The organism is Micromonospora sp. NBC_01740 (assembly GCF_035920365.1).
GTDB lineage: Bacteria > Actinomycetota > Actinomycetes > Mycobacteriales > Micromonosporaceae > Micromonospora > Micromonospora reichwaldensis.
Genome location: NZ_CP109150.1, coordinates 763002 through 784209, shown reverse-complemented (window position 1 = coordinate 784209; position 21208 = coordinate 763002). Strand labels below are relative to the sequence as shown.

Below are 21208 nucleotides of genomic sequence, written 5' to 3'. Positions count from 1 at the left end.
CTGGCCGGGGACGCGAACCCCTGGGCGTACGGGCGCGGTCAGCGCAGGGCGGCGCGGCTCTCGGCGTCGGCCTTCATCCGGGCGGCGCGGTCGATGTCGGCCTGCTGCACGGCGGCGAGCGAGCCGAAGGCCTTGACGGCCTGGTAGTACGTCCAGGCGAGGCTGGTGCAGGCGGGCCGGACGGCGGCGTTGTACGTGGCGCAGACCCGCTTCAGGTCGGCGTAGAAGGCGTCGTCGAGGCGGGCCTTGTTCGCGGAGAACCGGCCCATCGCCTTGTAGTTGCGGTAGCCGAAGTCGTGCCGGTAGCAGGAGAGGTTGAACGTGAAGCCGAGCGGGTTGTCCGGGCTCGACGAGCAGTAGTCGGTCGACCAGTTGAATCCGTACGCCGCCCAGGCGCCCTGGTTGAGCCGGCCGGAGTTCCAGGAGTTGTAGCTGGAGGCGCTCGTCTGCGTCCAGTTGGAGAGGACGGACAGCTTCTGCGAGGTCGTGACGGCGGCGGCGGGGGAGGAGACCCCGAAGACGAAGAGCATCGTGAGCGCGGCCGAGGCGAGCAGGGTGGTGAGGCGTTTGGGCACGGGTACCTCCGCGGGGGATGGGCGGGCGGGACGGGGGTTACCGGCGGGTCACCGGAGTGCCGAACAGTGTCGATCATGAATGGTTCCGGGGGATGCGGTGCCCACCGACATTTGGTGACAGGCGTCGAAACAGACGAATGCCCCGGGCGCCAGGGGCACCCGGGGCATTCGGTGTCACGTCAGCGGACGAAGGCCGGCGGGCTGGCCGGGCTCTCGTTCGCCAGTCGGTCGAGCGCGGTCACGTAGTAGGTGTACCGCTTGCCGGCCTCGGCGGTGGTGTCCACCCAGGACTGCGTACGGCTGCCCGCGTCGGCGCGGACCGTGTCGACGAGGTGCGCCGCGTCGGCGAAGTCGCACCGGCCGGCCAGGCCGGTCCCGTCGAAGCGGTAGACCGCGTACGACGTGGCGGTGCCGAGCGGGCCCACGCCGTTCGCCGGCTGGAGCCAGTTCAGGCGGACCCCGTCGGACTGCCGCGCGGCCTTGGTGACCACCGGCATGAGCAGCGGCTTCTTCGGCAGGTGCGTCATGGTCGGGATCAGCGCCGGGCGGGAGTAGTGCTCGGCGGCGTAGATGTCGGTCGCGCCGAGCCGGTTGGCCCGCACCTGCACGGCCGAGAAGTGGACGTTGCCCAGGACCTCCGGGTACTGCCGGTTCAGCGTCAGGTGGTTGGACAGCTCCTGCGGGTTCATCCAGAAGGAGCCGTAGGCCGGGTCACCGCTCTTGTAGTCGGCCTGCCCGATGTAGAGCTGCACCCGGGTGCCCTTGACCACGTCCGCCCACCACGGCACCAGCCGGGTGTAGTCGGCGGCCGGGTACTGGCCCATGTACCAGTAGAGCTGCGGCACGATGTAGTCGATCCACTCCTCCTTGACCCACTTGCGGGTGTCGGCGGAGATGATGTCGTACGACTGGCTGCCGGTGGTGTCCGAGCCCAGCGGGTCGGCCGACTGGTTGCGCCAGATGCCGAACGGGCTGACGCCGAACTTCACCCACGGCTTCTCGGCCTTGATCTTGGCGTTCATCTCCTGGACCAGCAGGTTGATGTTGTCCCGCCGCCAGTCGGCCTTGTCCGTGAAGCCCCGGTTGTGCGCCGCGAAGGTGGCGTCGTCGGGCACCTGGTGGGTGCCGCTCGGGTAGGGGTAGAAGTAGTCGTCGAAGTGCACGCCGTCGACGTCGTACCGCTTGACCGCGTCCATCATCGCGGTCTGCACGAACTCGCGGACCTCGGGGATGCCGGGGTTGTAGTAGAGCCGGCTGCCGGCGACCCCGGCCGGCGGGTAGGCGAAGGTCCACTCGGGGTGCTCGCGGACCGGGTGGTTGGGCGCGAGCTGGTTGATGTCGGCGCCGGCGCCGCCCGGGGCGGGCATGGAGACGCGGTAGGGGTTGAACCAGGCGTGGAACTCCAGGTTGCGCTTGTGCGCCTCCTCGACCACGAACTTCAGCGGGTCCCAGCCCGGGTTCTCGCCGCGGACCCCGGTCAGGTACTCCGACCAGGGCTCGTGGGGCGAGGGCCAGAACGCGTCGGCGGTCGGCCGGATCTGGACGACCACGGCGTTGTGGTTGAGCCGCTCGGCGAGGTCGAGCAGCTGGCGGTACTCGGCCTGCTGCGTGGCGACGCGGTCCGGCGACGTCTGGGACGCCTTGCTCGGCCAGTCGATGTTGACGACCGAGGAGATCCACATGGCCCGGAACTGCCGCTTCGGCGTGGCCGGGTCGGTGACGCAGGTGGTGGTGGAGGCGGCGGTGGTCGCCGCGTCGGGTGCCGCGCTCGCCGGGGTGGCGGCGACGAGCGCGCCGAGCAGTGCGGCGGCCAGCCCGGCGGCTCCGAGCCGAGTTGCCTTCATGCGGTGTGTCCCTTCGTTGGGGCTCCCGTGTCAGGGGTTCATCGCGGCGCAGACGGCAAGATTCGCCGTTGACATTCTGCCGCTGGTAGGAAATTTTCACACCTCACGGGCTCTGCGCAAGAGTCTGGGCGCGATCGATCCGTCCGTCCACGCCGGCTCCCCCTAGTGGCCGGGCTCACGGGACGCGCCGTGGCGGGGCGCACACGGCGGGTGGTGGCCCGAATGGCCCGAGACGTGGGGATTGAGGGGGGTCCGCCCTGGGTAGCAACGCCGGTCACCGGCCGCCACCAGGGTGGTCCGGACGGTGGGAGGTGACCACGGTGTCCGTGCTGCGTACCAAACCGATCGGGGACGTGATCGCGCAGAGCGAGGCCGACGGCGAGAACGGCGGGCCCGGCCTGAAGCGCCGGCTCGGCGCCCGTGACCTCACCGGCTTCGGCATCGGCATCGTGATCGGCACCGGCATCTTCACGCTCACCGGCATCGAGGCCCGCGACAGCGCGGGCCCTGGCGTGGTGATCTCGTTCGGCATCGCCGGCCTGGTCGCCCTGCTCGCCGCCCTCTGCTACGCCGAACTGGCCTCCAGCGTGCCGACCGCCGGCAGCGCCTACACCTACGCGTACGCGACCATGGGCGAGATCGTCGCCTGGATCATCGGCTGGGACCTGCTGCTGGAGTTCGCCCTCGGCGCGGCGGTGGTGGCGCGCGGCTGGTCCGGCTACCTGGCCGAACTCGTCGGCCTGCCCACCGCCTGGTTCGGCGAGGAGGGCAGCGTCGTCAACGTCGGCGCGATCGGCATCGTGCTGCTGCTCGGCGTCGTGGCGATCGTCGGCATCCGCGAGTCGGCCCGGGTGACCAACCTGCTGGTGCTGGTCAAGGTCGCCATCTGCGTCTTCATCGTGGTCGCCGGCCTGTTCTTCGTGAAGGCCGCCAACCTCACCCCGTTCATCCCGCCGGCGCAGCCCGCCGACGGCAGCGAGGACGGCATCAAGCAGCCCGTCACCCAGGCGCTCTTCGGCCTGGAGCCCTCGGTGTTCGGCTTCGTGGGCGTGCTCAGCGCCGCCGCGGTGGTCTTCTTCGCGTACACCGGCTTCGAGGCGGTCGCCAACCTCGGCGAGGAGACGAAGCGGCCCCGCCGGGACCTCACCCTCGGCCTGCTCGGCACGCTGCTGATCTCCACGGTGCTGTACATCGGCGTCTCGCTGGTCGTGGTGGGCATGGTGCCGTACGACCAGATCGACCGGGGCGCCCCGATCGCGGCGGCCTTCAACGCGGTCGGCGCCGAGTGGGCCGGCATCCTCGTCTCCATCGCCGCCGTCGCCGGCCTGACCAGCGTGATCCTGGTCGACCTCGTGGCCATGGGCCGGATCGGCTTCGCCATCAGCCGCGACGGGCTGATCCCGCCGTCGATCGCGAAGGTGCACCCGCGCTGGGGCACCCCGTACCGGATCTCGGCCGTCATGACGGTGGCGGTCGCGCTGCTCGCCGGCTTCCTGCCGCTGTCGGCCCTGGCCGACCTGGTCAGCATCGGCGCGCTCGCGGCGTTCGTGATCGTCTCGATCGCGGTGCCGGTCCTGCGCCGCAAGCGCCCGGACCTGGACCGGCCGTTCCGGGTGCCGTTCTCCCCGGTGCTGCCGATCTTCTCGGCGCTGGCCTGCTTCTACCTGATGCTGAACCTGTCGGTGGAGACCTGGCTGCGGTTCGCCGCGTGGATGCTGCTCGGCGTGCTGATCTACTTCGGCTACGGCTACCGACGCAACCGTCTCGCCCGGCGTTCCTCGTCCCCGGATTCCCGGGAACCGGCTTCCGTCTGATCCGGCTGGTCGCGGGGTGGGGTTTCCGGGGAGCCCGGCCCGCTCCGGGCGGTCAGGCTTGATCCCTGCGCGGGCCGGGCTCCCCGGAAACCCTGTGGTGGTCGCCCTCCGCCAGCGACCTGGCGCTCAGGGTTTCTGCTGCGGCCCCGCCGTCGGGCCCTTGACGACGGGCTTGCCGTCGTTCCAGACGACCTCGTCGAGCCAGACCTGGCGGCCCGGGTCGACGGTGCCCTCCTGGCCCGGTAGCCAGGCGTGGTAGAGCAGCCAGGTGCGCCCGTCCTCGACCACCATCGAGGCGTGCCCCGGCCCGGAGGCGACCTCGTTGGTCTTCAGGATCGGGTTCTCCGGGGCCTTCACGCAGGGCCCGGCGGGCGACTCGCAGATCGCGTAGCCCTCCGCGTATTCGGCCCGGTCGTAGGCGTTCGCGGCGAAGAACAGGAACAGCCTGCCGTCGTGGCGGTGCAGGAACGGGCCCTCGATCAGGGTGCCCTCCCACGGCTCGGTCTGCTTCAGCAACTTCGTCGGCTCGCCGACCAGGCGCAGCCCGTCGTCGGAGAGGCGCTGCGACCAGATCCAGGTGTCCACCCCGATGGCGTTGCCGTCGTTCTTCCACAGCAGCCAGAGGCTGCCGTCGGCGTCCCGGAACGGGCTGGCGTCGATGGCCCCGCCCAGCTCCGCCTGGCAGATCAGCGGACCGGCCGAGTCGTCCCGGTACGGCCCCTGCGGCGCGCTCGCCACGGCCCGCCCGACGCACTGCCGCCCCGACTCGCGCCCGGCGACGGTGTAGTAGAGCGCGAACCGGTCCGGGGCCAGCTCGATCGCCTCGGGCGCCCAGGTCTTCCCGGCGTCCGCCCACGCCGGCAGTTCCGGCAGCGCGTCCCCGGCCGGGGTCCAGTCGACCAGGTCCGGGGAGGTGAGCACCGGGACGTTGCGGCCACCGGCGTTCGTGTGGAACAGGTACCAGGTGTCGCCCACCCGGATCGCCTGCGGGTCGGGCGCGTCGGTGCGTACGACCGGGTTGGTGAACATGCGCGCGTCGTCTCCCGTGCTCGAAGGTTCTTCTCCACCACCGCACCCGGCGACGAGCAGCGCGGCGGCGAGCACCGCCGCCGCGCCGCGCCGCCGGGTCGTCCCGACCGTCATCCCTTCAGCCCGCTGCGGGAGACGCCCTGGATGATGTGCCGCTGGGCGAGCACGAAGAGGATCAGCACCGGCACGCTGGCCAGCACCGCCCCCGCCATGATCACCGGATAGTCGGTGACGTAGGAGCCCTGGAGCAGGCCCAGGCCCGGCGGCAGGGTGAGCGTCTCCGGGCTGAACAGCACGAAGATCGGCCAGAGGAAGTCGTTCCAGTTGGTGAGGAACGACAGCACCACCAGCGTGGCCAGCGCCGGCCTGGACAGCGGCAGCACCACCTTCCAGAAGATCTGCCACTGGTTGGCCCCGTCCAGCACCGCGGCCTCCTCCAGCTCCCGGGGCAGGGAGAGGAAGAACTGCCGCAGGAAGAACACCCCGAACGCGCTCGCCGCCCCGGGGACGATCACCACGCTCAGGGTGTCGATCCAGTTCAGCTCGTCGACGATCAGGAAGTTCGGGATGATCAACGAGGTCGGCGGGATGAACAGCGTCCCGACGATCAGCGCGAAGAGCACCCCGCGACCGCGGAACCGCATCCGGGCCAGGGCGTACGCGGCCATCGAGGCCGTCGCCACCACCAGCAGCGCGTGCGCGGTGGCGGCCAGCATGCTGTTGGCGAACCAGCGCAGCACGGGGTTGGCCGAGTTGTTCAGGATCTGCTCGTAGCCGTACCCGGAGATCGGGTCCGGCAGCCAGGTCGGCGGGATCTGCTGGGCCCCGGTGTAGGTCTTCAGCGAGGTGATGACCATCCACAGCAGCGGCAGCAGGAAGACCAGGGCGAGCGCGACCAGGGTGGCGTAGAGCGCGGTCCGGCGCAGCGCGCCCCCCGGGGCGCGGCCGGTCGCCGGGGCGTCGGCGGGGGCCGGCGCGGGGGCGCGTGTGGGCGTCGTCATGGCGGTCCCCTCAGTCTTCCCGGTAGCGGAAGAGGCGGAAGTTGGCGATGCTCACGACCGCCAGCATCAGCGCGAACACGATGCTCATCGCGGCGGCACGGCCGGCGTCGTTGTCCCGCAGCCCCTCCTCGACGATGAACCAGACCACCGTGCGGGTCTCCGTGCCCGGCGCGCCCTGGGTGATCAGGAACGACTGGCCGAACACGTTCGCCGAGGCGAGCACGGTCGTGGTGATCACGAAGAGCAGCACCGGACGCAGCCCGGGGAGCGTGACGTGCCGGAACCGTTCCCAGGCGCTCGCGCCGTCCACCTTCGCCGCCTCGTACAGCTCCTGCGGGATGTCCTGGAGCCCGGCCAGGTAGATCACCGCGTTGAAGCCGGAGGTCCACCACACGGTCACCCCGACCAGCGAGACCCAGGCCCACGGCACGGCCGTCACCCACGGGGTGTCGGCCGGCAGCCCGACCATCCCGGCGATCCGGTTGACCAGGCCCAGGTTGGCGTCGAGCAGGAACCGCCAGAGCAGGCCGATCACCGCCACGCCCAGCACGTACGGCGCGAAGTAGATCGCCCGGAAGAAGGTCCGGCCGGGGAACGAGCGGTTCAGCAGCAGCGCCAGCCCGAGCGGGACGACCACCAGCAGCGGCACCGCGAAGACCGTGAAGATCGCCGTCGCCCGGACGCTCTGCCACCAGTCGCCGTAGACGGCCGAGTCGCTGGAAAACAGCTCCTTGTAGTTGTCCAGCCCGACGAAGGGCCGGTTGGGCAGCTGGAAGTCCCACTGGTGCACGGAGAGCCAGAGACCGAGCAGGATCGGCAGCAGCCCGAAGACCCCGAACAGGAGCAGGTACGGGGCGAGGAAGAGGTACGGCGTCGCCCGCCCGGCCCGGCCCGCCCGGGCGCCGCCACGGGGGGCGTCGGCCGCAGGGGGCGGCGCGTCAGCACGCGCCGCCCCCGCCTCGATCACGTCCGCCACGGGGACTCAGCTCCCGTACTTCTTGCGGTTGTCCTCCAGCTGCTTGTTCGCCTTGGTCACCCCGTCGTCCAGCGCCTGCTTCGGCGACTTCTTGCCCAGCGCCGCCTCGTTGAACGAGTTGTAGAAGGTCGTCATGACCTCACCGAGGCCCGGGGCCGCCGGCGGGAAGGCCGCGTACTCCAGCTCGGGGGCGAGCGCGTTGACCTCGGCCAGCGCCTTGAAGTCGGCGCTGTCCCGCACGGCCTTGCGGGCCGGGACCTGGCCGCCCTTGGCCCAGTCCAGGGAGTGCTGGCTGAGCCAGTTGATGAAGACCTTCGCCGCGGAGACCTTGTTGGCGTCGTTGGCCCGCTGCTTGACGATCGTGAAGTTGTGCGAGTTGGCCCAGGCGGCCGGCTGCGTGCCGATCTGCGGCAGGGGCGCGACGCCCCACTGGATGTCGGGGCTCTTCTTGAGGTCGTTGATCTGCCAGATGCCGTTCCAGTTGAACGCGTTCTTGCCGCTCTTGAAGGCCAGGTAGTCGGCGTCCTGGCCGACGTTGGCCGGGGAGTGGCCCTGCTTGATCAGGTCGGTCAGCCAGGTGCACGCCTCGACGGCCTGGTCGGAGTTGAAGGTGGCCTTGGTGGCCTCGGCGTCGAAGACGCTGCCGCCCCACTGGTGCAGCAGTGAGTAGAAGGTCATGCCGCCGGTGAACTGGAACGGGCTGACCCAGAAGCCCTGCACCCCGGACTTCTTCAGCTCGGTCAGCGCGGCGGTGTACTCGTCCTTCGTCGTCGGCGGCTTGTTCGGGTCCAGGCCGGCCTTCTGCATGACCCCCTTGTTGTAGTAGAAGCCGAGGGGGTGCATGTCCAGCGGGATGCCGTACCGCTTGGAGTTGTAGAGCCCGCCCTTCCAGACGGTGGGGGCGAAGTCGCCCTCCGACAGCTCCAGGGTCTTGGCGACGTCGTCCAGCTCGGTGATCACCCCGCGCGCGGCGAAGGTGGCGAGCTGGTCCATGTGCATGACCGCGATGTCCGGGCCGGCGCCGCTGGAGGCCGCGCCGGGGAGCTTGTTGTAGTAGTCCTCCCACTGGTACGTGGCGATCGAGACGGCGATGTTCTGGTGCTCGGTGTTGAACTGGTTCACCAGCGCCTTGAAGATGTCGCCGTCGCCGCCGGTGAAGCCGTTCCACAGCTTCAGGTCCACCTTCGGGCCGGTGTAGTCCTTGCCGCCGTTGCCGGCCGCCGGGCCCGAACTGTCGTCGTCGCCGCCGCACCCGGCCAGGGTCAACGAGGCCGCGGCGCCGAGCCCGAGGCCGAGGCCGAGCAGGCGCCGCCGGCTCATTTCGTTCTGCATCATGAGGTTTCGCTCCTTGAGGGACGGGATGAAGTGTGCCTGCTCAGGACCGGTGCGGTGTCAGCCGCCGGTGGGGGAGAAGCGCAGCATGTTCCAGGAGACGGCCGGAAGGCGCACGGAGCACCGGCCGCCGTCGGTGGTGGGGTCGGGCAGCTGCCGGGGCGTCACCCGGTCGGGCTCGGCCTCGGTGTTCGTCGCCGTCGGGTCGTCCCCGGCGGCGAGGCTCAAGTGGGATCTACCGGACAGCCCCGGCAGCCCGCGCAGGTCGATGTCCAGGGGGAGGTCGTCCGAGCCCCGGTTGACCGCGAACACGGTCAGCTCGCCGGTCTCCTCGTCGTGAACGGCGACCGTGTCGAGCACCGGGACCTCGCCGTACCGCTTCGTCTCGTAGGTCGGGCCGACCGGCTCGGTGCGCAGCACGGTGCCGCGGGCGTGCCGGGCGGTCAGCGCGAACGGGTGGAAGATGCTCTGCCGCCAGGCGGGGCCGCCGGTGCGGGTGCGGATCGGGGCGATCACGTTGGCGAGCTGGGCCTGGCAGGCCACCCCGACCCGGTCGGCGTGCCGGAGCAGGGTGATCAGCAGGTCGCCGACCACCACCGCGTCGACGGCGGTGAAGTCGTCCTCGATCAGCGCCGGTGCCTCCACCCAGCCGCGCCGGTCCAGGTCGGCCTGGAGACGGGACTGGTACCACACGTTCCACTCGTCGAAGGAGATCTTCAGCTTCCGCCGGTGCCGCTGCTTGGCGGCCACGTGGTCGGCCGTGGCGACGACCTCGCGGATGAAGTTGTCCATGTCGACGGCGGACGCCAGGATGCTGGCCCGGTCGCCGTCGGAGGGGTCGTAGTAGGTGTGCGCGGAGATGTAGTCGACGTGCTCGTAGGTGTGCTCCAGCACGGTCGCCTCCCAGGAGGCGAAGGTGGACATCGTCCGGTTGGAGCTGCCGCAGGCCACCAGGCTGATCGACGGGTCGATCATCTTCATGGCGCGGGCGGTCTCGGCGGCGAGCCGGCCGTACTCGTCGGCGGTCTTGTGGCCGACCTGCCACGGGCCGTCCAGCTCGTTGCCCAGGCACCAGAGCCGCACCCCGTACGGCTCCTCGGCGCCGTGCTTGCGGCGCAGGTCGGACAGCTGGGTCTCGCCCGGATGGTTCGTGTACTCCAGCAGGTCGCAGGCCTCCTGCACGCCCCGGGTGCCGAGGTTGACGGCCATCATCGGCTCGACGCCCGCCTCGGCGGCCCAGGTCATGAACTCGTCGAGCCCGAAGGCGTTGGTCTCGACGGTCTTCCAGGCCAGGTCGAGCCGGCGGGGGCGGTCACCGACCGGGCCGACGCCGTCCTCCCAGCGGTAGCCGGAGACGAAGTTGCCGCCCGGGTAGCGGACCACGGAGACGCCCAGTTCCCGGGTCAGCTCCAGCACGTCGCCGCGCAGGCCGCGCGGGTCCGCGGTGGGGTGCCCGGGCTCGTAGACCCCGCCGTAGACGCAGCGACCCATGTGCTCGACGAACGAGCCGAAGAGCCGCCGGTCGGCCGGTCCGACGGCGAAGGCCGGGTCGATGGTGAGCTGCGCGGTCCGCAAGGGGGTGCCACCTTTCCTCGTTGCCGGTCCCGGGTGACCGTGGTCACCTGGTGCTCCTGGTTTGTACAACGTTGTAAGCAACGTTGTAAAGAGGCCCCTACGCGGTAAAGTGCGCCCCATGGGGGAGGGCGACGTGGTGCGGCACAGGCTGAAGGACGTGGCGGAGCGCGCCGGCGTGTCGGTGAAGACCGTCTCCAACGTGGTCAACGGCTATGTGCACGTCCGGCCCGACACCCGGGCCCGGGTCGAGGAGGCCATCGCCGAGCTGAACTACCGGCCCAACCTCTCCGCGCGCAACCTCCGCAAGGGGCGCACCGGGATCATCGCGTTCGCGGTCCCCGAACTGGACATCCCCTACTTCGCCGAACTGGCCCGGCACGTCGTCACGGCCGCGGCCGAGCTGGGCTGGACGGTGCTGATCGACCAGACCGGCGGCGGTCGGGAGCAGGAGCGGGCGGTCGCGTCGGGCATCACCGAGCACCTGATCGACGGGCTGATCTTCAGCCCGCTGGCGCTCACCGCCGAGGACCTCACCGGGCTGGCCGGCACCCCGCTGGTGCTGCTCGGCGAGCGGGTCGACCACGGTCCCGCCGACCACGTCGGGATCGACAACGTGGGCGCCGCCCGGGAGATCACCGCCCACCTGGCCGGTCTCGGCCGGCGCCGGATCGCCGCCATCGGCTCGCAGCGCACCCCCGAGGGGGCCAGCGCACGGCTGCGGCTCGCCGGCTACACCGCCGCGCTCGCCGACGCCGGCCTCCCGTACGACGAGCGGCTGGTGGCGCCCGCGACGGCCTGGCACCGCGCGGACGGCGCCGCCGCGATGCGCGGCCTGCTGACCTCCGGCGTACGCCCCGATGCGGTCTTCTGCTTCAACGACACCCTCGCCCTGGGCGTCCTGCGCGCCCTGCACGAGGCGGGCCTGCGCGTCCCCGAGGACGTGGCGGTGGCCGGTTTCGACGACATCGAGGACGGCCGCTTCTCCGTGCCCACCCTGAGCACCATCGCGCCGGACAAGGAGCGCATCGCCCGGCTGGCGGTGGAACTGCTCGCCGGCCGGATCGACGGCGACCGCACCGCCCCGCCCCGGGAACTCTCGGCTCCCTGGCGCCTGGCCCCCCGCGAGAGCACCCTCGGCCGCTGACCCCCCCCGGCTGGCCAGGGGCGGCGGTCAGTCGAAGAAACGGGCCAGGTGGGCGGGGGTGGGGCCGTCCGCGTCCGGGGGCAGCGGGGTGAGGTCGGCGAAGATCGAGGCGCCGTCGCAGCCGACGTGCAGGGGATACCAGCGCGGGGTGCCCGGCGGGCGCTGGAGGCAGACGCCCTTGACCGTCTGCACGTCGAGCAGCCGGACGTGGGTCGGGTCGGCGACGGCGTTCACGTGCCGCCACCACGGGCTCATGATGTGCAGCACGCCGCCCGGCCGGAGCGCCCGGTGGCACTCGTCGACCAGCGGCAGGAAGTCGATCAGGTGCTCCAGGATGTGCACCGCGAAGAAGACGTCCACCGAGTCGTCGGCCAGCGGCAGCGAGCCGGAGAGGTCCGCCACCGCGTCCACCCCCGGGGCCGGGAAGATGTCCAGCCCCAGATTGCCCGGCCACTGCTTCGTGGCGCCACAGCCCAGGTCGACCACCACCGGGTCGCGCCCGCCGACGCGTACCCGGCACCAGACGCCGAGCACCCCGGCGAGCCGGCCGACCCGGTCCCGGACCAGGCGCAGCTCGTCCTGCCCGGCGACCTCGCCGCTCAGGTGGGCCACCCCCCGGTCGAAGCGCACCTCGACCGCGAGGTCGCGCAGCCGGTCGTCGTGCCGGGCCTGGTCGACCCAGGCCTCGGTGAGGAATCCGTCGACCGCCCGCAGCCGCTCGGCCGAGGGCGGGTTCTGTGCCAGCGCGACCATCCGGGCCACCTCCCGCCGGCCGATACCCGGATCCCCGCCCGTTATGCCCCGGACGCCCCGAGCAGGGCGGTCAGCCGCCGATGGTCCGCCGGGGGCGTCCGCCGCCGCGCATCCGCTGCCGGGGCGGCGGGGCGGCCGCCTTGGGCCGCTTGAGGTGGTAGCGGTGCAGCTCGCTGTTGCCGGGCATGGACGGGTCCTCGCTCATCGAGACCAGCTCCCAGCCCTGGTCACCGGCCCGGTTCAGATGGGCCAGCGCGGTGTCGCCGTAGGGCGTCACGTCGACCATGGAGCCGTCGGGGCCGTACCAGACGAAGACGATCTCCCAGCCGATGTCGGTGGTAGCCGCCTGGCGGCGGCGGACCAGCAGCGCGTACTCCCACTTGAGCATGAGGTCATTCTCACCCGCCGCGAGCGGGTCGGCACGGATCAATCCTCGGCGATCCGCCCGGCGGCCACCCGCAGCCGCCGGTTCGTGGTCACGGCGTCGAGCATCCGCCGGTCGTGGGTGACCAGCAGCAGCGTGCCCGGGTAGCTGGCCAGCGCCGACTCCAACTGCTCGATGGCGGGCAGGTCCAGGTGGTTCGTCGGTTCGTCCAGCACCAGCAGGTTCACCCCGCGCCCCTGGAGCAGCGCCAGCGCCGCCCGGGTCCGCTCGCCCGGCGACAGGGTCGCCGCCGGCCGCAGCACGTGCCCCGCGCGCAGGCCGAACTTGGCCAGCAGCGTCCGCGCGTCCGCCGGCGACAGGTGCGGTACGGCGGCGCCGAACGCGTCGATCAGCGGCACGTCGCCGAGGAACAGCCCCCGGGCCTGGTCCACCTCGCCGACCACCACGCCCGGGCCGAGCGCGGCGTGCCCGGAGTCGAGGGGGAGCCGGCCCAGCAGGGCGGCGAGCAGGGTGGACTTGCCGGAGCCGTTCGCCCCGGTCACCGCCACCTTGTCGGCCCAGTCGATCTGGAGGGTCACCGGGCCGAGGGTGAAGTCGCCCCGGCGTACGACGGCGTCGCGCAGCGAGGCCACGACGGCGCCGGCGCGGGGCGCGGCGGCGATCTCCATCCGCAGCTCCCACTCCTTGCGCGGCTCCTCGACCACCTCCAGCCGCTCGATCAGGCGCTCGGTCTGCTTGGCCTTGGCCGCCTGCTTCTCGGTCGACTCGGCGCGGAACTTGCGGCCGATCTTGTCGTTGTCGGTGGCCTTGCGGCGGGCGTTCTTCACGCCCTTCTCCATCCAGGCCCGCTGGGTGCGGGCGCGCGCCTCCAGGCCGGCCCGGGTGTCGGCGTACTCCTCGTAGTCCTCCCGCGCGTGCCGGCGGGCGACCTCGCGCTCCTCCAGGTAGCCCGCGTAGCCGCCGCCGTAGTGCCGGACCTGCTGCTGGTGCAGGTCCAGTTCCAGCACGCGGGTGACCGTGCGGGCGAGGAACTCCCGGTCGTGGCTGACCAGCACCGTGCCGGCGCGCAGCCCGGTGACGAACTCCTCCAGCCGCTCCAGGCCGGCCAGGTCCAGGTCGTTGGTCGGCTCGTCGAGCAGGAACACGTCGTAGCGGCTGAGCAGCAGCGAGGCCAGCCCGGCCCGGGCCGCCTGGCCGCCGGAGAGGCCGGTCATCGGGTGCTCCAGGTCGACTGTGAGCCCCAGCTCGGCGGCCACCTGCTCGGCCCGTTCCTCCAGGTCGGCCCCGCCGAGGGCGAGCCAGCGCTCCAGGGACTCGGCGTAGGCGTCGTCGGCGCCGGGCGCGCCGTCGGTGAGCGCGGCCGTCGCCGCGTCCAACGCGGCCTGCGCGGCGGTGACGCCGGTGCGCCGGGCCAGGAAGTCCCGCACGGTCTCGCCGGGCCGCCGCTCGGGCTCCTGCGGCAGGTGCCCGACGCTCGCCGTGGGCGGGCTGAGCGTCACGCTGCCGGCCTCCACCGGCAGCAGTCCGGCGAGGGTACGCAGCAGCGTCGACTTGCCGGCCCCGTTCGGCCCGACCAGCCCCACCACGTCCCCCGGTGCGACCACCAGGTCCAGCCCGGCGAACAGTGCCCGGTCCCCGTGCCCCGCGGCCAGCCCCTTGACGATCATCGTCGCGCTCATCAGTGCCCGACCCTATCCCGCCCCGGTCACCCACCCTTGCTCCACGCCCCGGCACGCGCGCGGCACACTGCTCGGGTGGTGACCACTCTGGCGATCGACTGTGGCGGCGGCGGGATCAAGGCATCCGTGCTGGACGAGGCGGGCACGATGCGCGCCCGGCCGCTGCGGGTGCCCACGCCGTACCCCCTGCCGCCGGCGCTCTTCGTGAAGACGCTGCTGGACCTCGCCGGCCGGCTGCCCACGGCGGACCGGCTCACCGTCGGCCTGCCGGGCATGATCCGGCACGGGGTGGTGGTCGCCACCCCGCACTACGTGACCCGCTCCGGCCCCCGGTCGAAGGTCGACCCGGGCCTGGTCGCCCAGTGGTCCGGGTACGACGCGCGGACCGCGCTCGCCGAGGCGTTCGGCGTGCCCGCGCTGGTGCTCAACGACGCCGAGGTGCACGGCGCCGGCGTGGTCGCCGGGACCGGCTGCGAGCTGGTGCTGACCCTCGGCACCGGGCTGGGCAGCGCGCTCTTCGACGGCGGGGTGCTCGCCCCGCACCTGGAGCTGTCCCACGCCCCGGTGCGCTGGAACACCACCTACGACACGTACGTGGGGGAGCCGGAGCGGCGCCGGCTCGGGGACGCGTTCTGGTCCCGCCGCATCCGCCAGGTCGTGGACGGGCTGCGCCCGGTGTTCCGCTGGGACCGGCTCTACCTGGGCGGCGGCAACTCCCGGCTGATCCGCCCCGAGCAGCTCGTGCGGATGGGCGACGACGTGGTGGTGGTGCCCAACACCGCCGGCATCGTCGGCGGCGTACGCGCCTGGGAGCTGGCCGCCGGCCGGCACGGCGCCCCCACCTGACCCCGGCCCGCGCGGTTCCCGCCCCGGGAACAGTCGCGGTACGGCTGATGTTGTGCCAGCGTCGGGACAGTGGCGCGACACGAGGGGGTGGGTCGGATGGACCTTCTGGCCGAGTACCGGCGGGCGACCATGTTCTTCGAGGCCGGTGACCCGACCGGGGCTGCCCGGCTGCTCGAGCCGATCGTCGAGGCCGAGCCCGGCAACGCCTCGGTACGCCAGCTGCTCGCCCGCGCGTACTTCCACTCGGCCCAGCTCAACCGGGCCGAGGCGCAGCTGCGGGAGCTGATCGACCGGGACCCCGCCGACCACTACGCCCACCACGTGCTGGGCCGCACGCTGGAGCGGCTCAACCGGCACGCCGACGCGCTGCGGCACCTGCGTATCGCGGCGGCCATGCACAGCGGCAACGACGACTACCGCACCGCCCTGGACCGGGTGCAGACCCGGGTCGAGGGCACCCGCTGACGGCGGACGAGGGCGGGGCAGCTCGGTGGAGCTGCCCCGCCCTCGCGCTCGTCACGGGGACGCGTAACGCCGAGCGCCGATGGTGATCAGGACGCCATGGACGTCAGAGTCGTCGGATGACGTACATGGCGTCCTGATCACCGGTCGGTGCGCCGGCGGCCTCGGGCGGCCTACCATCGGCGTCATGGGACGTGAGCTGGCGGCGGGTGTGCGGTGAAGCTGAAGCTGGACCTGCACGAGATCTTCAACAAGGGCCAGGACATCGACCGGGCCCTGCGCGGGATCATGGACGAGGCGGTGGCGAAGAAGGCCACCCTCGTCGAGATCATCCCCGGCAAGGGCTCCGGCCAGCTCAAGAAGCGGGTGCTGCGCTTCCTCGACCAGAAGGACGTCAAGCAGCTCTACCACCGGGTCGAGAAGGACTCGAAGAACTTCGGCCGCCTCTTCGTCCACTTCCGCTGGAAGTAGGAGCTTCCGCTTCCCCGACCCACCCGTGGGCGGAAAGTCGGGCTGCCGACGGACGTACACCGATGCTTGCGACCACGCGGCACCATCCTGATCATGGAACTTCTACGGTGGCCGCTCCGCGTCGCGACCGCGACGCTGCTGTGCGGACCGCTGCTGGCGCTGTACTGGACGGATCCCTGGGAGCTGGCCTGTCTCGCCGTCACCGGGGTCCTGCACGTCGAGGTGGGACTGCGGCTGTGGCGGGAGCGTCCCGCCAACCGCATCGGGCCGTTGCTGGTGGTCTGTGGCCTGGTGTGGCTGCTGGACGCCTGGGGTCGCGTCACCCTGCCCGCCCTGTTCACCGCCGGCATGATGCTGAGCATCGTGCACGACCCGATGCACCTGCACGCCGGTCTCATCGTGTCGTCGGGCCGACTGCGGGGGCGGTGGGAGCGGCTCGTCGCCGCGGCCGGCTACGCGTACTGGCCGGTGCTCGTCGCCGGGGCCATGGTGGCCGGGACACTGAGCACCGGTCATCTGCTGCACCTGCGGGCGTGGTCCTATCCGCTGGTCGGCGTGTTTCTCGCCGGGCTGTTCATCGTGCGGTACCGCCGGGCCGACCGCGCCGAACGGCATGTGTACGCCCCGTTCTGGGCCGCGTTGGCAGTGAACGGCCTGTGCACGGCGATGCTGAGCACTGTCGCCTACGGCTCCGGGCACTGGCCGACCACGCTCTACGCCCTCGGTGCGGCGCTGATCCCGGTCGGGGCCGCGCTCAGCATGCACCGCGCCGAGCGCCGCCACCTGCTCCGGGCTCGCGACCGGGAGCGCCGCAGGGTGGAGCGTGACGTGCACGACGGAGTGCAACAGCGGCTGCTCGCCGCCGCAATGATGCTGCGGCAGGACGATCCCGCCCTGGTCGCGCGCGGCGCGGCGGAGGTCGAGCAGGCGATCGCCGATCTGCGCGACCTCGTCCGGGGCATGAACCCGGCGGCCCTGGTGTGCCACGGCCTCTCCGGGGCGGTGGCTGCCATCGCCGAGCGCGCCGCGGTCCCCGTCCTGGTCGACGACCGGGTCAGCCACCTCACGTTGCCCGAACCGGTCGCGGTCGCCGCCTACTTCGTCACCATGGAGGCGGTCACGAACAGCCAGAAACACGCCCGGGCGGGCCGGGTGTCCGTCACGCTCGCCACCAGCGGCGGCCGGGTCGAGGTTACCGTCCACGACGACGGGATCGGCGGCGCGCTCGCGGTGCCGGGTGGCGGGCTGCACGGCCTGCGGGAGCGCGTCGAGTCGTGCGGCGGGACCTTGCGGGTGTCGAGCACCCGGGGGCGTGGCACGGCGGTACGCGCCGTCATGCCACTCGCGGCGTCATGACCCGGGCCGTACCGGTCGCCGCTCGGGACGGTGGTGTGCGGGCGGTTCTGGCCGACGACTCTGTACTGCTGCGCAGCGGCCTGGCGCTGTTGCTTCAGCAGCACGGCATCACGGTCGTGGCCGAGGTGGGCGACGGCGAGCAACTGCTGGCCGCTGTCGCCGAGCACCAGCCGGACATCGCGATCGTCGACATCCGCATGCCGCCCAGCTTCACCGTGGAGGGCGTCCGCGCCGCGCTGGCCGTACGCCGTCGTCACCCCGGCGTCGCCGTGCTCCTGCTGTCCCAGCACCTGGAGCACCGGGAGGCCCTGGCCCTGCTCCAGCAGCCCGGCGGCGGGGTCGGCTATCTGCTCAAGGACAGGATCACCGACGTCACCGGGTTCGTCCGCGACGTGCGCAGAGTCGCGGCGGCGGGCACGGCGATCGATCCGATCGTGGTCGACCGGCTGTTGCGCCGCCCGCGCGTGTCGGTCGGTGTCGGCGCGCTGTCACCGCGTGAGCGGGAGATCCTGGCCCGGATGGCGGCGGGTCGGGCCAACCGGGGCATCTCCGCCGAACTCCACCTCTCCGAGCGCACCGTGGAGACCCACGTACGCAGCATCTTCGCCAAGCTCGGCCTGGCCGACGAGCCGGACACCCACCGGCGGGTGCTCGCGGTGCTGACCTTCCTGGCGGACTGACCGGACTGACCCCTGGCCGACAGCAATTACGTGCTCGCACTGAGGTGCCCCGACGTCCAAGTTCCTAGTGTTGATCTCCGTAACGGCAACCATTTCGAGGGGGACCACATGAGGTTCAAGACGGTTTCGGCCCGGTTCGCGGTGGCGGCGGCCGTGGCGGGCAGCGCGCTGGTCGGTGTGACGCCGGCACAGGCGGCGGCCACCAGCACGATCGTCTGCGAGGAGACCAAGCAGGTCGAGGAGGCGTCGTACGACGTCAACTCCGGCTGCTGGCTACAGTACGGCGACCGGGTCCAGATCAGCGCCTACGGGTCGATCTGGTCCGGCGTGTGGCTCACCGGGCAGAACGGGCCGCAGGGCTGGACGAACATGGCCGGCGACTCGAAGTTCCCGATGACGAACGCCCGCGCCTTCTCGCTGCTGGCCAAGACCAACGGCAACTACCGGTACGCCGGGACCGGCACGACGTTCACCTACTACGGCTCCGGCAGCACGCTGTACCTGCGGATCAACGACGACGCGCCGGGCAACGGCAGCGGCGCCTTCACCGCCGAGGTCACGGTCACCCGCGGCTGAGCTGACGTCACGGCGACCCGCTGCTGACAGGTGCGGGGGTGGCTCGGCGACCGACCGTTCTCCGAGCCACCCCCGCCGCCTGCCCTAGAGCGGATAGGTACGGGCCACGGCCAGCATCTCCGAGCTGTGCGAGCCCACGATCCCCACGTCCGGCGGGCGCGGGCGGAAGCCGGGCAGGGCGTCCAGGCCGTCGCTGGCGTCCATCGCGCGCAGCGCCACCTGCCCCGCCTTAGGCGTGACGGTCAGCGTCACCTCGATCCCCTCCGGCGGCGGGGCGTGGAAGACCAGGCCGAAGCCCCAGCGGCCCTCCCGGGCCTCCACGGGCACCGCGCGGCCGGCCACCTCCGCCCGCAGCACCGTCGCGGTCGCCGCGTCGACGTGCAGGGTGGTCAGCCGGACCTGGCGTTGCGGGACGAGCCGCAGGCGCAGGGTGCGCTCGGTGCCGGCGGTGGTGTCGGCGAGCACCTCCAGCTTGGGGGCGGGCAGGCTCGCCGCCTGCGCCGGGCCGGCGCGCAGCTCGGTGTCGCCCAGGCCGGGGAAGTCGGCGACCTCGGTCACCCCGTCGACGTAGCCGTCGGTCCAGGGCTGCGGGTCCTCCTCGTGGCTGAGCCAGCGGGCCTGCCCGGTGCCGGCGTCGAGGGCGTACATCAGGTGGGTGGGCGCGGGGTGCGCGGCGTCGAAGCGGTCGACGGCGAGCCCGACCCCGGCGAGGACCACGGCCGCCAGCGTGGTGGCGGCGGCCGGCAGCGCGCCGAGTCGGCGCGCGCGCACGGCCAGCAGTCCGCGCTGCCCGCCGGCCTGCGGGTGCAGCAGGTCGACCACCGGCAGCGCGGCGAGGCCGAGCAGCACCGCGACCAGCGCCGCGACCCCGCCCATGGCCATGCCGAGCGCCGGGAAGAGCAGGACGACGGTGGGCAGCAGGATCACCACGGCCACCGCGGCGGCCAGGGTCGTCGCGACCACCGGCCACGGACCGTCGATGCGCACGCTCAGCGCGACCAGCCCGGCCACCGCGCCGGCCAGGGCCGGGAGGGTGACCAGGTACGCCCCGCCGGGCACCAGCACGGCGAGCAGCACCCCGAGCACGGCCAGCCAGCCCAGCCCGCCGACGGCGAGCGCGGCCGGGCCGACCCGGCGGCGGGTCAGCGCGTACCAGGTGAACAGGACGGCGGCGGCGAGCGCCACCACGGCCAGCCGGTACCAGGTGGGCCGGTACGGGTCGAGCAGCTCGGCGTAGCCGGGCCGCAGCGCGGTGATCGCCGCCCAGAGCAGCTGCGCGGCGAGCGGGGCGAGCACGAGCGGCAGCAGCGCCAGCCCGAACCCGGCGGCGAGCCGGCCCCCGGTGGTGCGGCCCCGCCGCAGGGCGAGCCAGCCGAGGGCCGCCACGGCGGCGAGCGCGAGCAGCGCCAACGGCAGGACCAGCCAGCCGGGGTAGCGGACCAGCCCGCCCGGGACGGGGAAGTAGGTGGCGTCGTGCCCGGAGTCCAGCGCCCTCAGGTCGACCCGGCCGAACTCACGGGCGAGGCCGAGGGCATTGTCGCCGTGGTGCTGGAGGCTGGACCGGTCCATGGCGGCGGGAGTGTCCAGCGGAGTGTGGTAGATCGCCCCGCCGTCGATGTACGCCGAGTTCAGCCCGACGAAGTCGTTGTCGAGGAACGCGGTGAAGTCGGTGTCGTTGGGCAGCGCGCGGTAGATCTCCACGGCGAACGAGGTGCCCACGGGGTGCGGCGCGGCCCGGCCGAAGGCGTCCACCAGGGCGGCGTTGTCCCGCGACGTCTCGAACATGATCACCGGGCCGGTCGAGCCGCGTGCCTCCAGGTTGAGCACGACGCCGCCGTCGGCGGCCAGCGGGTGGCTGGACGCGAACGCCGCCGCCCCGCACAGGCACGCCTCCTCGGCGTCGGTGAGCACGAAGACGATGTCGTTGCGTGGCCGGGGACCGGCGGCCAGGGCGCGGGCCACCTCCAGGATGGCCGAGGTGCCGGCGGCGTCGTCGTTGCCGCCCGGCCCGGACTGCACCGAGTCGTAGTGCGAGACGAGGAAGACCTTGCCGGTGGGGTCGGTGCCGGGCAGCCGGGCCACCACGTTGCGGACCCGGGCCAGGGTGGCCCCGCCGGCCGCCCCGCTGAGCTGGCCGGCCTCGGGCGCGACGGTGTCCTGCACCTCGGTCTCCAGGCCGAGGCCGCGCAGCACCCCCTCGACGTGCGCGCGGACCTGGTCGTTGGCGGGGCTGCCCGCCACGTGCGTCCGCGCGGCGACGACTTCGACGTGCTCGTACGCCCGGGCGGCGCTGAACTCGCCCGGCGGCGCGTCGGCCGGGCGCGGCGCGGGGGTGCGCAGGTCGAGCAGGGTGCCGGCGCCGACGGCGACGAGCGCGGCGAGCGCCGCCGCGGCGGCGACCAGCCGGCGACGGGGCCGGGCCAGCGCGCGGTCGGCGGGGCGGGTGGGGGGTGCGCCCACGGGGTCTCCTCGGGACGGGTCTCAGGTGGGCACCATCCTGCACCCCGGCGGCCGTCAGCGGGACTCCCGGTGCGGGCCGGGGGAGCGCGGACGCCCGCTTTGCCCCTCGCCGCACAGTGATCCGACCCATGCCCGCGCATGCGGAGCCCGTCGTGTTGTGTGCGAACGTTGTCTAATACAGGATCAGCAGGGCACTCGGAAGGAGCCCGACATCACCAGCGATCTCCCGCGTCTCGCGGCGGTGACCCGG

The 21208-nt window shown here is 72.6% G+C and carries 19 protein-coding genes; 8 read left to right on the top strand and 11 right to left on the bottom strand.

Features of this window, described 5'->3' with window-relative positions; all coding sequences use genetic code 11:
- Window positions 1–38 precede the first annotated feature (38 nt).
- Together OG989_RS03605 and OG989_RS03600 are read right to left on the bottom strand one after the other, a co-directional pair.
- Window positions 39–575 (bottom strand): phospholipase, encoded by a 537-nt coding sequence (locus OG989_RS03605; RefSeq protein ID WP_327029653.1) that lies wholly within the window; start codon window positions 573–575, stop codon window positions 39–41.
- A 179-nt stretch (window positions 576–754) separates the two neighbouring features.
- Entirely contained in the window at window positions 755–2419 is a 1665-nt protein-coding gene (locus OG989_RS03600) for a glycoside hydrolase family 10 protein (RefSeq protein ID WP_327029652.1), read from the bottom strand.
- A gap of 311 nt (window positions 2420–2730) precedes the next feature.
- On the opposite strand from OG989_RS03600, the gene OG989_RS03595 reads away from it, so the two are divergent.
- Window positions 2731–4233: an amino acid permease gene (locus OG989_RS03595; protein WP_225852230.1), complete on the top strand. Its 1503-nt coding sequence runs from the start codon at window positions 2731–2733 to the stop codon at window positions 4231–4233.
- A gap of 126 nt (window positions 4234–4359) precedes the next feature.
- Here OG989_RS03595 and OG989_RS03590 read toward each other — a convergent pair whose 3' ends face one another.
- From OG989_RS03590 to arfA, 5 genes are read right to left on the bottom strand one after another with little or no spacing between them, the layout of a single operon-like run.
- On the bottom strand, window positions 4360–5376 hold the full coding sequence (locus OG989_RS03590; RefSeq protein WP_327029651.1) for a glycoside hydrolase family 43 protein: 1017 nt from the start codon (window positions 5374–5376) through the stop codon (window positions 4360–4362).
- A complete protein-coding gene (locus OG989_RS03585; protein WP_327029650.1) occupies window positions 5373–6263 on the bottom strand; it encodes a carbohydrate ABC transporter permease in 891 nt (296 codons plus the stop codon). Before OG989_RS03585 ends, OG989_RS03590 begins: the two co-directional genes overlap by 4 nt.
- A gap of 10 nt (window positions 6264–6273) precedes the next feature.
- Window positions 6274–7239 carry a carbohydrate ABC transporter permease gene (locus OG989_RS03580; protein ID WP_151454947.1) on the bottom strand — a complete coding sequence of 322 codons (966 nt, stop codon included), beginning with the start codon at window positions 7237–7239 and terminating at the stop codon, window positions 6274–6276.
- A gap of 6 nt (window positions 7240–7245) precedes the next feature.
- A complete protein-coding gene (locus OG989_RS03575; RefSeq protein WP_327029649.1) occupies window positions 7246–8574 on the bottom strand; it encodes an ABC transporter substrate-binding protein in 1329 nt (442 codons plus the stop codon).
- Window positions 8575–8631: 57 nt separating this feature from the next.
- A complete protein-coding gene (gene arfA, locus OG989_RS03570; protein ID WP_327029648.1) occupies window positions 8632–10146 on the bottom strand; it encodes an arabinosylfuranosidase ArfA in 1515 nt (504 codons plus the stop codon).
- Window positions 10147–10282: 136 nt separating this feature from the next.
- Here arfA and OG989_RS03565 point away from each other — a divergent pair, with 136 nt between their 5' ends.
- The gene (locus tag OG989_RS03565; RefSeq protein ID WP_327031102.1) at window positions 10283–11290 is read left to right on the top strand and encodes a LacI family DNA-binding transcriptional regulator; all 1008 of its coding nucleotides are present in this window, start codon (window positions 10283–10285) and stop codon (window positions 11288–11290) included.
- Between the two features lie 27 nt (window positions 11291–11317).
- Here the strand turns inward: OG989_RS03565 and OG989_RS03560 are convergent, their stop codons facing one another.
- From OG989_RS03560 to OG989_RS03550, 3 genes are all read right to left on the bottom strand, one after another.
- Window positions 11318–12043 carry a methyltransferase domain-containing protein gene (locus OG989_RS03560; RefSeq protein ID WP_327029647.1) on the bottom strand — a complete coding sequence of 242 codons (726 nt, stop codon included), beginning with the start codon at window positions 12041–12043 and terminating at the stop codon, window positions 11318–11320.
- A gap of 70 nt (window positions 12044–12113) precedes the next feature.
- Complete coding sequence (locus OG989_RS03555) at window positions 12114–12431, bottom strand: hypothetical protein (RefSeq protein ID WP_151457752.1); 318 nt, start codon at window positions 12429–12431, stop codon at window positions 12114–12116.
- 38 nt (window positions 12432–12469) lie between these two features.
- On the bottom strand, window positions 12470–14107 hold the full coding sequence (locus OG989_RS03550) for an ABC-F family ATP-binding cassette domain-containing protein (RefSeq protein WP_327029646.1): 1638 nt from the start codon (window positions 14105–14107) through the stop codon (window positions 12470–12472).
- A gap of 75 nt (window positions 14108–14182) precedes the next feature.
- Here OG989_RS03550 and OG989_RS03545 point away from each other — a divergent pair, with 75 nt between their 5' ends.
- From OG989_RS03545 to OG989_RS03520, 6 genes are all read left to right on the top strand, one after another.
- Window positions 14183–14953 carry an ROK family protein gene (locus tag OG989_RS03545; RefSeq protein ID WP_132230825.1) on the top strand — a complete coding sequence of 257 codons (771 nt, stop codon included), beginning with the start codon at window positions 14183–14185 and terminating at the stop codon, window positions 14951–14953.
- Window positions 14954–15049: 96 nt separating this feature from the next.
- Complete coding sequence (locus OG989_RS03540; RefSeq protein WP_327029645.1) at window positions 15050–15418, top strand: tetratricopeptide repeat protein; 369 nt, start codon at window positions 15050–15052, stop codon at window positions 15416–15418.
- Window positions 15419–15631: 213 nt separating this feature from the next.
- A complete protein-coding gene (locus OG989_RS03535) occupies window positions 15632–15886 on the top strand; it encodes a Smr/MutS family protein (protein WP_007465523.1) in 255 nt (84 codons plus the stop codon).
- 93 nt (window positions 15887–15979) lie between these two features.
- Window positions 15980–17242 carry a sensor histidine kinase gene (locus OG989_RS03530; protein WP_151457177.1) on the top strand — a complete coding sequence of 421 codons (1263 nt, stop codon included), beginning with the start codon at window positions 15980–15982 and terminating at the stop codon, window positions 17240–17242.
- Window positions 17243–17277: 35 nt separating this feature from the next.
- The gene (locus tag OG989_RS03525) at window positions 17278–17922 is read left to right on the top strand and encodes a response regulator transcription factor (protein WP_192581575.1); all 645 of its coding nucleotides are present in this window, start codon (window positions 17278–17280) and stop codon (window positions 17920–17922) included.
- 108 nt (window positions 17923–18030) lie between these two features.
- Complete coding sequence (locus OG989_RS03520) at window positions 18031–18498, top strand: hypothetical protein (protein ID WP_151457179.1); 468 nt, start codon at window positions 18031–18033, stop codon at window positions 18496–18498.
- Window positions 18499–18582: 84 nt separating this feature from the next.
- Here the strand turns inward: OG989_RS03520 and OG989_RS03515 are convergent, their stop codons facing one another.
- Window positions 18583–20958 (bottom strand): M28 family peptidase, encoded by a 2376-nt coding sequence (locus OG989_RS03515; RefSeq protein WP_327029644.1) that lies wholly within the window; start codon window positions 20956–20958, stop codon window positions 18583–18585.
- Window positions 20959–21208 lie beyond the last annotated feature (250 nt).